This window comes from Litoreibacter sp. JB4-2 (assembly GCF_055693445.1).
Genome location: NZ_CM146334.1, coordinates 1,074,248 through 1,087,962, shown reverse-complemented (window position 1 = coordinate 1,087,962; position 13,715 = coordinate 1,074,248). Strand labels below are relative to the sequence as shown.

General features: G+C 58.0%; 18 protein-coding genes. 7 read left to right on the top strand and 11 right to left on the bottom strand.

Annotated features, from left to right (window positions below):
- Positions 1–73: 73 nt before the first annotated feature.
- Positions 74–1,087 carry a hypothetical protein gene (locus ACZ1G7_RS05435; protein WP_472662817.1) on the top strand — a complete coding sequence of 338 codons (1,014 nt, stop codon included), beginning with the start codon at positions 74–76 and terminating at the stop codon, positions 1,085–1,087.
- Positions 1,088–1,140: 53 nt separating this feature from the next.
- Here the strand turns inward: ACZ1G7_RS05435 and ACZ1G7_RS05430 are convergent, their stop codons facing one another.
- Together ACZ1G7_RS05430 and hisF are read right to left on the bottom strand one after the other, a co-directional pair.
- Positions 1,141–1,452 carry a phosphoribosyl-ATP diphosphatase gene (locus ACZ1G7_RS05430; protein WP_472662816.1) on the bottom strand — a complete coding sequence of 104 codons (312 nt, stop codon included), beginning with the start codon at positions 1,450–1,452 and terminating at the stop codon, positions 1,141–1,143.
- On the bottom strand, positions 1,449–2,213 hold the full coding sequence (gene hisF, locus ACZ1G7_RS05425; protein ID WP_472662815.1) for an imidazole glycerol phosphate synthase subunit HisF: 765 nt from the start codon (positions 2,211–2,213) through the stop codon (positions 1,449–1,451). Before hisF ends, ACZ1G7_RS05430 begins: the two co-directional genes overlap by 4 nt.
- 120 nt (positions 2,214–2,333) lie before the next feature.
- Here hisF and ACZ1G7_RS05420 point away from each other — a divergent pair, with 120 nt between their 5' ends.
- Positions 2,334–2,777 (top strand): DUF302 domain-containing protein, encoded by a 444-nt coding sequence (locus tag ACZ1G7_RS05420; RefSeq protein ID WP_472662814.1) that lies wholly within the window; start codon positions 2,334–2,336, stop codon positions 2,775–2,777.
- Here ACZ1G7_RS05420 and ACZ1G7_RS05415 read toward each other — a convergent pair.
- Positions 2,774–3,250: a DUF2867 domain-containing protein gene (locus tag ACZ1G7_RS05415; RefSeq protein WP_472662813.1), complete on the bottom strand. Its 477-nt coding sequence runs from the start codon at positions 3,248–3,250 to the stop codon at positions 2,774–2,776. The genes ACZ1G7_RS05420 and ACZ1G7_RS05415 overlap by 4 nt on opposite strands.
- Positions 3,251–3,333: 83 nt before the next feature.
- A complete protein-coding gene (hisA, locus tag ACZ1G7_RS05410) occupies positions 3,334–4,056 on the bottom strand; it encodes a 1-(5-phosphoribosyl)-5-[(5-phosphoribosylamino)methylideneamino]imidazole-4-carboxamide isomerase (protein ID WP_472662812.1) in 723 nt (240 codons plus the stop codon).
- A gap of 139 nt (positions 4,057–4,195) precedes the next feature.
- Here hisA and ACZ1G7_RS05405 point away from each other — a divergent pair, with 139 nt between their 5' ends.
- Positions 4,196–4,588: a DUF2147 domain-containing protein gene (locus ACZ1G7_RS05405; RefSeq protein WP_472662811.1), complete on the top strand. Its 393-nt coding sequence runs from the start codon at positions 4,196–4,198 to the stop codon at positions 4,586–4,588.
- 3 nt (positions 4,589–4,591) lie between these two features.
- On the opposite strand, the gene hisH is transcribed toward ACZ1G7_RS05405, so the two are convergent.
- Together hisH and hisB are read right to left on the bottom strand one after the other, a co-directional pair.
- Positions 4,592–5,233: an imidazole glycerol phosphate synthase subunit HisH gene (gene hisH / locus ACZ1G7_RS05400; RefSeq protein ID WP_472662810.1), complete on the bottom strand. Its 642-nt coding sequence runs from the start codon at positions 5,231–5,233 to the stop codon at positions 4,592–4,594.
- A gap of 1 nt (position 5,234) precedes the next feature.
- Positions 5,235–5,822: an imidazoleglycerol-phosphate dehydratase HisB gene (gene hisB / locus ACZ1G7_RS05395; RefSeq protein WP_472662809.1), complete on the bottom strand. Its 588-nt coding sequence runs from the start codon at positions 5,820–5,822 to the stop codon at positions 5,235–5,237.
- Positions 5,823–6,023: 201 nt separating this feature from the next.
- Here hisB and pseG point away from each other — a divergent pair, with 201 nt between their 5' ends.
- The 3 genes from pseG to pseI are packed head-to-tail and all read left to right on the top strand — an operon-like array spanning position 6,024 to position 8,607.
- Positions 6,024–7,055 carry a UDP-2,4-diacetamido-2,4,6-trideoxy-beta-L-altropyranose hydrolase gene (gene pseG, locus ACZ1G7_RS05390; RefSeq protein ID WP_472662808.1) on the top strand — a complete coding sequence of 344 codons (1,032 nt, stop codon included), beginning with the start codon at positions 6,024–6,026 and terminating at the stop codon, positions 7,053–7,055.
- Positions 7,048–7,545 (top strand): UDP-4-amino-4,6-dideoxy-N-acetyl-beta-L-altrosamine N-acetyltransferase, encoded by a 498-nt coding sequence (gene pseH / locus ACZ1G7_RS05385; protein WP_472662807.1) that lies wholly within the window; start codon positions 7,048–7,050, stop codon positions 7,543–7,545. The genes pseG and pseH overlap by 8 nt, the downstream gene beginning before the upstream one ends.
- Before the next feature lie 9 nt (positions 7,546–7,554).
- A complete protein-coding gene (gene pseI / locus ACZ1G7_RS05380) occupies positions 7,555–8,607 on the top strand; it encodes a pseudaminic acid synthase (RefSeq protein ID WP_472662806.1) in 1,053 nt (350 codons plus the stop codon).
- Here pseI and ACZ1G7_RS05375 read toward each other — a convergent pair.
- Positions 8,582–8,728 (bottom strand): winged helix-turn-helix domain-containing protein, encoded by a 147-nt coding sequence (locus ACZ1G7_RS05375; protein WP_472662805.1) that lies wholly within the window; start codon positions 8,726–8,728, stop codon positions 8,582–8,584. The two genes, pseI and ACZ1G7_RS05375, sit on opposite strands and share 26 nt — an antisense overlap.
- A 10-nt stretch (positions 8,729–8,738) precedes the next feature.
- Entirely contained in the window at positions 8,739–9,902 is a 1,164-nt protein-coding gene (locus ACZ1G7_RS05370) for a DUF4910 domain-containing protein (RefSeq protein ID WP_472662804.1), read from the bottom strand.
- Positions 9,903–10,035: 133 nt separating this feature from the next.
- Between ACZ1G7_RS05370 and ACZ1G7_RS05365 the strand changes: the two genes are divergently transcribed.
- Positions 10,036–10,770 (top strand): FkbM family methyltransferase, encoded by a 735-nt coding sequence (locus ACZ1G7_RS05365; protein WP_472662803.1) that lies wholly within the window; start codon positions 10,036–10,038, stop codon positions 10,768–10,770.
- A gap of 6 nt (positions 10,771–10,776) precedes the next feature.
- Here ACZ1G7_RS05365 and pseF read toward each other — a convergent pair whose 3' ends face one another.
- The 3 genes from pseF to pseB are packed head-to-tail and all read right to left on the bottom strand — an operon-like array spanning position 10,777 to position 13,613.
- A complete protein-coding gene (gene pseF / locus ACZ1G7_RS05360) occupies positions 10,777–11,472 on the bottom strand; it encodes a pseudaminic acid cytidylyltransferase (RefSeq protein ID WP_472662802.1) in 696 nt (231 codons plus the stop codon).
- Positions 11,472–12,614: a UDP-4-amino-4,6-dideoxy-N-acetyl-beta-L-altrosamine transaminase gene (pseC, locus tag ACZ1G7_RS05355; protein WP_472662801.1), complete on the bottom strand. Its 1,143-nt coding sequence runs from the start codon at positions 12,612–12,614 to the stop codon at positions 11,472–11,474. Before pseC ends, pseF begins: the two co-directional genes overlap by 1 nt.
- Positions 12,615–13,613, bottom strand: coding sequence for a UDP-N-acetylglucosamine 4,6-dehydratase (inverting) (gene pseB / locus ACZ1G7_RS05350; protein ID WP_472662800.1), 999 nt, complete (start codon positions 13,611–13,613; stop codon positions 12,615–12,617).
- Positions 13,614–13,715: the final 102 nt, after the last annotated feature.

Here is a 13,715-nt window from a genome sequence, read left to right as displayed (position 1 = left end):
CGTCGCAATTGCTTTGCGATTTGCGCGGGTCTGCCATTGCCCGTAAGCTTGGGTAAAACAGACAGGCAGGCACATGGCGCCGGGCAGAGACCCTAAAACTTCAAGGCAACCGTTCAACATTGTGGCTGTGGTCCAAAGCGGGCGGCTGCAATATGAGGCGATCCTGCTGGCCGCGTCCCTGCGCCAGACCAACCCGGATTTCCAAGGCCGGCTGCTGCTGGCCGAACCGCAGATGAACCACCGCTGGGATGCCCCACCGCAGGTCAGGAACCCTGACGTGCTTGCCTGCCTTGAGATGCTGGGCGCGGAGATCATCCCGTTTGAAAATCAGGTCTTTGGCAGCGGCTATCCGCAAGGCAACAAGATCGAGGGGTTGCTGGCAATGCCGAAAGGGGAGCCGTTCTTGTTTCTCGACACAGACACGCTGATCACTGGCGATCTGGGTACGGTGCCGTTTGATTTTGACCGCCCGACCGCGTCGATGAAACGCGAGGCCACCTGGCCGCAAATCGAGCTATACGGCCCGGGATATGGTGCGATCTGGAAGTCGCTCTATCACAGGTTTGGGCTGGATTTCGACAGCTCGCTCGACCTGTCGCACCCGGATGAATACTGGCAGCGATACTTGTATTTCAACGCCGGATTTTTCTTTCACAGCTGCCCAAGGGACTTTGGCGCGCGGTATCTGGACTATGCGCAAACGATCCGCGACGACCCGCCGCCCGAGCTGGTCTGTCAGGAGATGCGGCCCTGGCTGGATCAGGTCGCGCTGCCCTTGGTCATCCAGTCCTTCGGTGGCGGGCGGGTGCCTGAGGTTTCAAAGCCAATGGATCATGATGTGACCTGTCACTACCGCCTTCTGCCGTTGCTTTATGCGCGCGAGCGGGACGTGGTTGTTGAGCTGCTCGAACAGGTCGCGGCGCCCAACAAAATCAAAAAAGTGCTCAAGCAATATGAGCCGATGAAGCGGATGATTTATCAGGGCAAAGGTCAAAAAGCCCGCGCGCTGATTGACCGCGACGCGCTGCCCCGTAAGGAGCAGGCGATCCGCAACCGTTTGAAACGTAACAATCTGTGGTTGCGGTGATCCAAAGGCGCGCTACCGCGCAGTCTCATTTCAGATATCGGCGCGGCAATGCGTTATGTGCGGGCGGCTTTCTCGGCAATGCCTGACACGCCGTCGCGGCGGTCCAGCTCGGCCATCACATCTGCCAAAGTCACGCCACTTGCCTCCAGCATCACCAGCAGATGGTAAAGCACGTCTGCGGCTTCTGCCTTGAGGTTCTCGGTGTCACCCTTCGCGGCGGCAATGATCGCCTCGATGGCTTCTTCGCCGAATTTCTCGGCGCATTTTTCAGGGCCTTTGGACAACAGTTTTGCCGTCCAGGACGTTTGCGGATCTGCGCCTTTGCGCGCGGCAATGGTCTGGGCGAGCTTGTCGAGCGTGTTCATGCGCCGATCCTCATATTGAGACCTGCGGCGGCCATATGCGCCTTGGCCTGCGCGATCGTGAAATCGCCAAAGTGAAAGATAGAGGCCGCAAGAACAGCATCTGCCCGGCCCTCAGTAACGCCTTCGACCAGATGATCGAGCGTGCCGACGCCCCCCGACGCAATCACCGGCACGCTGACCGCATCGGAAATGGCGCGGGTCAGGGGCAGGTTGTAGCCGTCGCGCGTGCCGTCGCGGTCCATGGAGGTCAGCAGGATTTCTCCCGCGCCCTTTTCGACGATCATTTTCGCGAATTCCACAGCGTCGATGCCGGTGGGCTTGCGCCCGCCTGCGGTGAACAGCTCCCATTTGCCGGGCGATACGGTTTTGGCATCCAAAGCAACGACAATGCACTGCGAACCGAACCGGTCTGCGGCCTCGCGCACCACGTCTGGCTTGGCCACGGCGGCGGAGTTGAAACTGACCTTATCCGCGCCTGCCAGCAGCAGCTTACGCACGTCCTCATGAGTGCGCACGCCGCCGCCGACGGTCAGCGGGATATAGCAGGCCTCAGCCGTGCGGGTGACCACGTCGAACATGGTGCCGCGATTTTCATGTGTTGCGTTGATGTCGAGAAAACACAGCTCATCGGCGCCCGCCGCGTCGTAGGCTTTGGCGGCCTCCACCGGGTCACCGGCGTCGCGCAGGCCCACGAAATTCACACCTTTGACGACGCGCCCGTCCTTGACGTCAAGGCAGGGGATGATCCGGGTTTTCAGCATGATGTCGCTCCAATTGCGCTGCCCGTTTAACGCCTATTTGGCCTCTATGCCAGAGATGTGATTGGCTTTCGGCGCGCCGCTATGCGGTTGTTGCCTTGCAATTTTATGTGGAGAGAGACCATGAAAGCCCTTTTGACGACTGCCCTTCTGACTATTGGAGCCGCGATGCCCGCCTTTGCCGACCTTGTGACCGTGAAAACCGAAAAATCCGTGCCGGACGTCATGGACGCGCTGCAAGCCGCTGTCGAAGGTGCGGGCGCCACCGTGTTCGCGCGCATCGACCACCGCAAAGGGGCCGAAAGCGTCGGGCTGGAGATGGATTTTGCCGAGACGCTGATTTTTGGCAACCCCAAGCTGGGCACGCCCGCGATGAACGCCGACATGCGCGCCGCACTTTTCCTGCCTTTGAAAGTCGCGGCCTATTCGCCGCCCGAGGGCGGCGTTTACCTGACCTACGAGGATCCGGCATCCATGTTTGACGGGCTGGACATCCCAGCGGATGCAGAGTTTGTGAAAGTGATGACCGGGGCCTTGGGCAAGCTCACAGCCAAAGCCGCAAACTAGGCCGGCGCGCGCAGGCTTGCTTTGGCGACGCGGGCCAATGCGTTGCGGGCAACCAGAATGTGAAACGGCATTATGGCGGCAAGGTAAAGCTTGCCGCCTATGTTGTGGGGGTGGACCCAAGTGGCAAGCGACACCCGCCCATCCAACGACATGACAGAAACTTTGAAATTCAAATGCTTGTCGTCGAAACCGGCGATCACCTCAGTGTCGGAGCTTTGCTCGACGGGAAATGGCCCAATCTTTTCGACGCCGTCCGGGCCGTCTTGCGCCAAGCCAAACGGCGCGGTTAGCACGCCGCGCAAGGCCAGCAACATCTGAACCCAACCGGGAAATGCTGTGATGATCTCGGCGGCGTCGCGCGCGGGCAGATCGCTTGCGGTCGAGAAGCAATCGAGAAAATCGCCCGCCTCAAAAACGTCGTGCAACGCGCTCTGCGGCGCCAGTTCCGATCCTTGAACAGATGTAAACACCATACCGGGCCTCATGCTTCAGCGATCTTGCATGGATCATATCTATGCACGCGCGCGCCCAATGCACTGAGCCATATTGGCGCAGGTCAGGCTTTCAGCAGCCGCAACGCTTCACCCAAATCAATCGCCCCGTCATAGAGCGCGCGGCCTGAAATGGCGCCATCAAGCGGCGCGCCGCTCGCTTTGAGCGCTTTCAAATCATCAAGCGACGACACGCCGCCCGAGGCGATGACCGGGATCGAGACAGCATTGGCAAGCGCTGCCGTGGCCTCCACATTGGGCCCCTGCATCGCGCCGTCGCGGTTGATATCGGTGTAGATAAGGGCAGCAACACCTGCGTCTTCAAACTGGCGGGCGAGGGCGGTGACCTCGATATCGGTCTCTTCCGCCCAGCCGCGCGTCGCGACCATGCCGTTGCGCGCGTCGAGCCCAATGGCGACATGGCCGGGAAAGGCCTTCGCCGCCTCGCGCACCAGTTCGGGATTTTCCACCGCGACAGTGCCAAGGATGACCCGTTGCAGGCCTTTTTCCAACCAGGCCGCAATCGTCGCCATGTCGCGGATGCCGCCGCCAAGCTGTGCCGGCACCTTGGTCTCAGCCAAGATCGCCTCAACAGCTGCACCGTTCACGGGCTCCCCGGCAAAAGCGCCGTTCAGGTCCACCAGATGCAACCATTCGCAGCCTGCCTCGACAAAGGATTTGGCCTGCGCGGCAGGGTTGTCGTTGAACACCGTGGCCTGATCCATCTCGCCTTTGTACAGGCGCACGCAATTGCCGTCTTTCAGGTCGATGGCGGGGTAGAGGATCATGGCGACGCGTCCTTTCGGTCAATTTCCCGCCCCTATCCCATAGTGACGCAGCGTTTGCAAAGGGGCAGGGACCCTACGTCACGCTTGATCGCAAAGCGCAGCCCCGGGCAAGCTTCGCCTCACAAACAGGGAGGACATCATGAAAACACTTACACTGGCCGCAGGGCTTGTTCTTGCCATGGCCGGAAGCGCCTTCGCGGCTGACCCATTGGAAGGTCTGTGGCGCACGGCCAAGGATGACAACGGCAATTCGGGGCTGATCAAAGTGGCGCCATGCGGCGACAAGCTGTGCGGCGTGTTGGTGCAATCCTATGACGCGGCTGGCAAAAAGTTCAAATCCGAAAATCAGGGCCGCAACATCATTTCGTCCACCGTGGCGCAGGGCGGTGGTAAGTATAAGGGCAAGGTCTATTCGCCGGACCGCGACAAGACTTACAACTCGCGGCTGGTGATGTCGGGCAAAACGCTGAAAGTGTCGGGCTGCGTTTTCGGCATCTGCCGCGACGGCGGTACCTGGACCAAGGTCAAGTAAGCCTTAGGGCGCCCATTGCAAAAAGTTTGAAATGAGCCGGAGCCCGGTGCTCTGGCTTTTTTCCGGGTGGAACTGCGTGCCGATCATCGTGTCACGCGCGACAATCGCCGTCACCGGCCCGCCGTAATCCACATGCGCCAGTAAGTGCGCCGGATCAGCGACATCAAACTTGTAGCTATGCACGAAATAAGCGTGATGCCCGGTCTCGAGGCCCTCTAACACGTCATGCGCGCCATTCAGGACCAAATCGTTCCATCCCATATGTGGGATCTTGAGCGATGGGTCATCCGGTGTAATCGCGTTGATTTCCCCGCCGATCCAGTCAAATCCGGGCGTGGCGGTATATTCGCGGCCCATCGTGGCCATCATCTGCATGCCTACGCAAATGCCCATGAACGGGCGCGCCTTGACGGTGGCGGCTTCCACAATCGCCTCATAAAGCGCGGCGCGGTCCTGCATCAACGCGTTGCGGCAGGCCGGAAATGCACCATCGCCCGGCAAGACGATCCGGTCAGCGCGGGCCACATCTTCTGGGCGGGTGGTCACCAGCACCTCGCCGCCGCCGACCTCCGCCGCCATGCGCTGAAACGCCTTTTCCGCCGAATGCAAATTGCCGCTGTCGTAATCGACAAGAACGGTCAGCATGTCAGAGGCTGCCTTTGGTCGACGGGATATCATCGGCCTTGCGCGGGTCGGTCTCCATCGCGTCGCGCAAGCTGCGGGCGACCGCTTTGAAGGCGGCCTCCACAATGTGGTGGCTGTTGAACCCGTGCAGTTTGTCGATGTGCAACGTGATCCCGCCATGGGTGGCGAAGGCCTGGAAGAATTCGCGTACCAGCTCGGTGTCGAATGTGCCGATTTTCGCGGTTGCAACCTCCAGATTGCAAATCAGATAGGGTCGCGCCGACAGGTCCAGCGCGCAGCGCACCTGCGCGTCATCCATCGCAAGGTGGCATTCGCCGTAACGCCGGATGCCGCGCTTGTCGCCCAAAGCTTTTGCCAGGGCCTGACCCAGCGCGATGCCGGTATCTTCCACCGTGTGGTGGTCATCAATATGCAGATCGCCCGTCGCGCGCACGGTCATATCCATCAAGGCATGGCGCGCCAGCTGGTCAAGCATATGGTCGAAAAAGCCCACGCCGGTCTGGTTGTCATAGGTGCCGGTCCCGTCGAGCGTCAGCTCAACAGTGATATCCGTCTCCGCGGTTTTCCGAGCAATCTTCGCGCTTCGCATGGGGGCTCTCCTTGGGGCTCTCGCCGCCTTATAGGCGCGGTACGGTGTCGGGCCAAGGGGGCAGGGAACGGTGTTGGCTCAAGTGTCGCGCAAATGCATTGGGATGGTGAGTTCAGGACGGCTGGGCAGGCCGCTACCTTACGTATAGTATTGATCTTTACAGTAGGCAGGCCGCATGTCGCAGTGAATACAAGAGCGCCCATGAAGACAGTGACTTTCCGCGCCGATAGCTCGGCTAGAATCGGGGCAGGGCATCTGATGCGGTGCCTTACCCTTGCCCATGCGCTTCGCAAGGTCGGGGCGCAGTCCCGGTTTCTGTGCCGCGACCTGCCCGGAAACCTCAACGCACAAGTGCCGGCACAGGGGTTTCAAGTGCATATGTTGGGCGATGACGATGCGCCAGCCACCCGCGCGATTGTACAGGACGCAGACTGGCTGGTGGTCGATCATTACGAGCTTGATGCGACATGGCAACGGGCGGCTTGCCCGGACAACACAAAGCTTGCCGTCATTGATGATCTGGCCGACCGCCCGCATGACTGCGCCTTGCTGCTCGATCAAAACCTCGGCGCGACAAAATCCAGTTATGCCGCTCTGGTGTCTGCGACAGCGCGGTATTTGATAGGGCCTGAATTTGCGTTGCTGCGGTCTGACTTCGCCAAGGCACGGGACGGCAGTTTGCAAGGGCGCGCAGCGCGGCGGAGCCTTGATTTACTCGTGAATTTCGGCGCTGCTGATCCGTGTGGTGTGACGGCAAAGGTTCTTGATCAGCTCACGCTGCATCGCGACAGGTTTGACGCGCTTACTGTCGTTCTTGGGGGTGCTGTGCGCGATCCGGCGCCGTTGCGGGCTAAGGCAATGGCGATAGGGGCCAAGGTCCTGACCAACGTGCCCGATATGGCCAGCGTGATGGCGCAAGCTGATTTGGCGATTGGGGCGGCCGGGACCACAGCATGGGAGCGCTGCTGCCTGGGCCTGCCCACCGGAATGGTCGTCGTGGCCGACAACCAAAGACGCGGGGCGCGGGCGTTGCATGATGCTGGTGCCGCGGTGCTTGTGGCTGATCTAAGCGCGGGCGATGATCTGTCGGCGATGCCGGATTTTCTGGCACGATGCCATAAGGATCGCGCCTATCTAAACGACTTGTCATCAAAAGCTGCGACAATCGTGGACGGGCAGGGCGCGGCCCGTGTGGCGGCAATCATGCAAGATATGGTGGCTCAAAATGGATGAATTTCTGCGCCCTGTCAGCGCGGCGGACAGCACCAATATGCTGCGTTGGCGCAATGCTGAAGGCGTCCGGCTCAACGCGTTTGAGCAAAAGGTCATCGCGTCCGAAGAGCATGCGCGGTGGTTTGCAAAAATGATGGCGGATCCAACGCAGGCCTATTTCGTCTATCTGCGCGACGCCGTGCCCTGCGGGGTTGTCGGGTTTAGCGGGATCGACACAAGAAACAGCCAGGCAAGCTGGGGGTTCTACACGTCCCAAGAAGCGCCAAAAGGCACTGGCACCGCCATGCTACAACAGGCCCTCGCGCTTGCGTTTGATGAAATGGGGCTGACGCGCATTGCTGCCGAAGTCCTAACCAGCAATACAGCGTCGTTACACCTGCACGCCAAGCTTGGCTTCGTCGAGAACGAGCGGCGGCTCAACCAGCAACTCAGCAATGGCGCATTCCATGACGTCGTCGTCTTTGTTAAGACACGCGAAACACCCGTTTAGGACAGGCCCATGACGCCCAATATCTCCATAGCAGGACGCCGCATCGGACAAGACGCACCACCCTATTGTATTGCCGAAATCTCGGCCAATCATGATGGAGAAATTTCGCGCGTCTTTGAGCTGATCGACCAGGCAGCGCGGATCGGCGCGGATGCGGTGAAAATCCAAACCTACCGTCCCGACACGATCACTTTGGACGCAACGGGCCCGGAATTTCGCATCGAAGGCGGGTTATGGGCAGGGCGCACGCTCTATGAACTTTACGAGGAAGCCCATACGCCATGGGATTGGCATGCCCCGATCTTCGCACATGCGCGCAAGCGCGAAATCACGCTGTTTTCGTCACCTTTCGACACCACAGCTGTCGATTTGCTAGAGGATCTGGGCGCGCCCGCGTACAAAATCGCATCTTTTGAAGCGGTTGATCTTGCGCTCATTCGCTACGCGGCTGCGACGCGGAAACCAATAATCATTTCGACGGGCATGGCTGATGCCGACGAGATCGGCGAAGCGGTGGCCGCCGCGCAAGATGGTGGGTGCACCGAGCTCGCGCTGTTGCATTGCGTCAGCGGCTATCCGGCGGCGGCTAGCGACTACAATTTGCAAACATTGGCGGATATGCGGACGCGATTTGGCCTCGTCACGGGCCTGTCGGACCATACGCTTAGCAATGCAACCGCCGTGGCCTCCGTCGCGCTGGGTGCGTCCATCATCGAGAAACACTTTACCATGAACCGCGGCGGTGGTGGCCCCGATGACAGCTTTTCGCTGGAGCCTGAAGAATTCGGCGCACTCTGCCGCGATGCCTGCTGCGCTTGGGAGGCCTTGGGGCGCGTCGACTACGGCCTCAAATCAAGCGAGCAGGGCAATATCCAGTTCCGCCGTTCCTTGTATTTCGTCAAAGATCTGGCCCAAGGCGCCGAAATCACCGCCGATGCGGTCCGCTCCGTGAGGCCGGGCTACGGGCTTGCCCCGAAGCATCTAGACGCCGTCATCGGCAAACGCGCGGCCCGCGACGTTAAGGCAAATACGGCTGTCAGTTTGGGCTGCCTTGCAGAGTAAGCAGGCCCGCTTCCGCCAGCATCTCAGCAAGGTCCACCAAAGTCTCAAATGGGACTTTGAGTTCCTCGGAAAGCGCGATCAAGTCTTGGGTTCCGTCCGCATAGGCCAATAGGTTGCGCATTGGCATAGCATCAACCGCTGACCCGACCTTCGACAGATTCTGCGTAGAGACCACGCCGCCCCAGTTGGGGCTCCCCCAAGACTGTAGTTTTTGGCAGTGAGTTACGCTCAATTATTCGCAAAATTCGACGATGTGTTGCGATAGCGGCTGAAAGGCCTTGGGGCGTCACGAATGCAAGATCGTCTAGCGACGTGTGGTACTCGGGAAAGGTCCCGTATTTGCTGTTCATCACGGAACAAACCGGAAGGTCGATCCCTGGGGCGCAATACTGACGCTCGTCGCTCCCGCGTTGCAAAAAGCTGTAGTGATCAAAGTCTATGCCCGACAACGCTGTAAGCGCTGCGCGGTCTGCAAGTGTGTTGCCTGCTCTTGATGGCATGTAGGATCGCGCCCTTTCATCGCCGACACATGTCAGCACAAAGCCTGCGCGTGTCCGGTCGCGGAGATGGTTCAGGTTTTGCGAAAGATAAACCAACGCGCCTATGGTCTCGGGCACGAAAACAAATCGGTAGGTGTATTTGCGACGCGGTTCCGCAGCGACGATTTGCGCGAGAGCATGCGCGACAACTGGTCCTGACAACTCATTATTCGCCATCGAGGGGTGGCAAATATAAGTAGATAAAAGAATTTCTTCGTCGGTTTCCCCTGGTATCACTAGGTCGCCGTAAGTGAGCTCGCCGTCGAAATGATCAGTGTCGATGACCACCTGATAAGCGCCATCCGGTAAGCTGTCTCTGAGGTTCTGGCTTAAACAAAACCCCCAATTCTCGCCGTAGTAGCTGGTGACATAGGGAATAGCGTTTGGCTGGTCTGGCAAGGAATGCAAATGCGGTTGCAGCTCGCTCAGGTTCATGGTGGCGTTCTTCGCCTGAGAGTAGCCAATCAGATGGAGATTGTTTTCAGAAAAGTCGCAAATCCGCTGGCCATTTGGCGTTACAAGATAAGCCTGCTTTACGCGCCATTCCTGCGGAACGATCCAGTCGAAAGCGGGCGTGCCACTTTTTGTTGTGTGTATCTTCAGGTCAGGAAGCTGTTCGCCGAGGATTCTCAGCGTTTCAACGACCCCTTGACCCGTCAATGATCGGTTGAGGGGCCATAATCGTTTGGCAAGGTCATGGGCATCCTGACCGAGAGATGCATCTGTTTTTAAGTCGAAAAATTCGCTGAAAGTCATGCGTTGCTATACTCCCTGTTACGCATGTATCAGCCGCAAATCGAGAATTTAACCGAAAATGTTCGCGCTTGCTTTGTTACGGTAATGTGTGGTGATAACGCGCACGCGACGATCTAAGCGAAAATGGGTGAAGATGTTACTTTGGTTCAGAACCTGGCGGCGCAAGCGGTTGGTGGCAAAATATGAAGCCCAAAACGGGACAACCTATAACTTCCATGGGGTGGAGGTTCATGTGCCGCCAAGCGGCTCGGTTGATCTGAAAAACGCGCTGTTAAAGAACAAATATGAAACCGAAGAACGCGCATTTATTGAAGCTTTCTTACCGGAAGCTTTGGATGTGGTTGAACTGGGTGGATCCATAGGCGTGGTTGCGGCCTTCACACGGTCTCGCATGGCACCTGAGGCCCGCCAAATTGTCGTTGAAGCTCTGCCCGAACTTGCGAAAACCTGCGCGCGAAATATTGCGGCGCAGGACAAACAAGGCAAAAGCCAAGTCGTTCAAGCCGCTGTGAGCTACAGTGACGCGCCGACAATCCAGTTTATGACCGGGGACAATCCGCATGTCGGTCGCATTGGGACGGGTGAGGGCGAGACGCTTGATGTCCCGGTGACAAGGCTCGAAACGCTTTGCGCGGTGCATGAGATCAAAGAATTTACCCTAATCTGCGATATCGAAGGCGCCGAAATTGAGCTGTTCAACAGCACCGATATATGGAAAACCGCCTGCCCGCTCATCATCCTTGAGACACATCCGGGCTTCTATCCCGACGGGGAAGTAGCGCAACAAAGGCTCGTTAAGTTGATCGAAGATGCTGGGTTCAAGACACTGCGCGAGAGCAGAGGCGTCTTTGCGTTTGGGCGCGCTTGAGCCGAGCTAGCGCGCAAGCCCCAAGGCGCGAAACATCGCCTCCGCGCGGTCCCAATCCTCCGGCGTGTCAATGTCTTGCACACGGGCAGAAGGCAAAACCGACATAACGCTGCGGCCACCCTGCAAGATAGAGCGTTCTTCGCGCCAGGCCTCGGATGTACCCCAGTAGAACTGGCCTGCGTCGTGATAGGCCGGCTCAAGGTCTTGCGAACGGGTTTGGTCATGTTCGGGTGATATCATGTGTGCGAACCCATCGGTGTCCCGGCGCAGTGCGCGCTGAATGGGGTAGGGGAAATGGGTGGCGGAAAAAACATAATCTGCTCCGCTGCGCTCTAATTCGGAAAGGCCCGCGCGCAGATCAACCGGTTGAACAAAAGGTGCAGTTGCGTAGAGGCAGCATATTTGCATTGCTGCGCCATAAATCGCCCCACAGGCCTCAATCGCATGGGCGATGACGGGCACGGTCGCAGTGTGGTCATCAGCCAAAGCCGCTGGGCGGGTGAAGGGGATATCTGCGCCAAATCGCCGTGCTACCTCCGCCACCTCGACGTCTTCTGTGGATACAATGACGTGGTCAAACAGCCTGCATTGCAACGCTGTTTCGATCGACCACGCAATCATCGGCTTGCCGCAAAACGGGCGAATATTTTTGCGCGGTATTCGCTTGCTACCGCCCCGCGCCGGGATCACGGCGAGGCGCATCAGCTCAGCGCTTCCGTGATCTGCGCCACGACCTCATCCTGGTCAGCGTCGCTCATCCCGGCATAAAGCGGGATAGAAATAGCCTCGCTATAATAAGCCTCAGAGGCGGGGAAATCGCCTTCGCAAAACCCGAGACCAGCGTAGTAGGGCTGCAAATGCACCGGGATGTAATGCAAATTCACGCCAATTCCGTTCGCGCGCAGTGATTCAAACACAGCCAGATGCCGCGTCGCCTCGACGCGGATGATGTACAGATGAAAGGACGACCGGGTTGTGGGGGCTTGAGCCGGGCAAGACAGCGGCAGATCGCCCAATAGGCTATCATATCGCGCTGCCAGCTCTTGGCGTCGATCAACAAATGCCTCAAGGCGCTGCATCTGTGTCACACCCAGCGCCGCTTGCATCTCCGTCATCCGGTAATTGTAGCCCAGATCAATCTGTTGATAGTACCACGGCCCGTCCGACTTGCTCATCAACTCCGGTGCTCGGGTTACCCCGTGGCTGCGAAGATAGCCCATTTTTTTGGCTAAGGCGGCGTCTTGAGTGGTCGCAACACCGCCCTCCGCGGTGGTCACAATTTTCACTGGGTGAAAGCTGAACACAGCGATATCGCTATGGGTGCAAACGCCTACGGGGGCATCATTGTAACTTGCGCCAATGGCATGCGACGCGTCTTCAATGATCCTCACGCCATATCGCCGGGCCAGCTCACCGATAGCCCTCATATCGCAGCTTTGCCCCGCAAGATGCACAGGCACAATAATCTTAGGCAGGCAGCCATCGGCGGCGGCCTGTTCAAGTTTTTGTTCCAACGCCTTGGGGCACATGTTGAAGCTGATCGGGTCAATATCGACAAAATCGACCGAGGCCCCGCAATAAAGCGCGCAGTTGGCCGAGGCCACAAATGTGATTGGGCTGGTCCACAGCAGGTCGCCAGGCCCAAGGTCCAAGGCCAGACAGGCAATGTGAAGCGCAGAGGTCGCGCTGTTCATTGCGACAGCAAACTCAGCCTGAGTGGTCCGCGCGACTGCTTGCTCAAACGCAGGCACCTTTGGACCTTGTGTCAGAAAATCGGACTTCAATACGTCTATGACCGCGTCAATGTCATCTTGCTCAATCGACTGGCGGCCATAAGGGATCATTTAGTATTTCCCGATTTTCTCAGCATTTTGCGCGATCCAGTCTTGCAACTGAGCTACGCTCATCCATTGCGTGTTGTTGTCGCTCGAATAGACAAACCCTTCGGGCACCGGGGTGCCGTTCTTGATCCGCTGCGCGCTTTTGGACCATTCGTTGATCACAGGTAGAATTTTGAAATGGTCTTTATATTCAAAGGTGTAAGGCCCATCTTCAAGCCCGATCATCTGCTCATGGACCTTCTCGCCAGCGCGAATGCCAACAATATCATGATCAGCATTTGGCGACACAGCACGGGCGATGTCGCCAATGCCCATTGACGCGATCTTCTTGACGTAAATCTCGCCGCCGATCATGTCTTCGAACGCGTGCCAGACCAGTTCGATCCCTTCCTCTAGAGTGATCATGAACCGCGTCATGCGCGGGTCGGTGATCGGTAGCGACTTTGCGTCTTTCAGCGACAAAAAGAACGGAATGACCGACCCACGCGAGCCCATAACATTGCCGTAGCGCACCACGGAAAACGTTGTGTCATGCTCGCCCACATAGGCGTTCCCGGAGACAAATAGCTTGTCCGAACATAGCTTGGACGCGCCATAAAGGTTGATCGGGTTTGATGCCTTGTCGGTAGACAGAGCCACCACCTTCTTAACGCCACAATCAATGCACGCGTCGATCAGGTTCATGGCCCCCATAACGTTGGTTTTGATGCATTCAAACGGGTTGTATTCAGCCGTCGGAACAATTTTGGTGGCAGCCGCATGCACAACATAATCAACGCCTTTCAAGGCGCGGTATAACCGTTCTCGATCGCGGACATCGCCGATGAAAAACCGCACCCGAGGGTCACCCTGATACAGCTTGGCCATGTCCCACTGCTTCATCTCATCCCGTGAGAAAACGATTATTTTCTTGGGGTTGTATCGCTCCAACGTTGCGGGCACGAATGTGTTGCCAAACGATCCCGTGCCGCCGGTGAGTAAGATAGTGCTGTCTTCGAGCATGGTTTGAACGGTCTTTCTCTGCGAGGCGCTTTCGCCATAAATGACACAAACGCGTAACCTTGATCCGGTGAAGTTTCAACCAAACTACCGCGCTAAAACCCG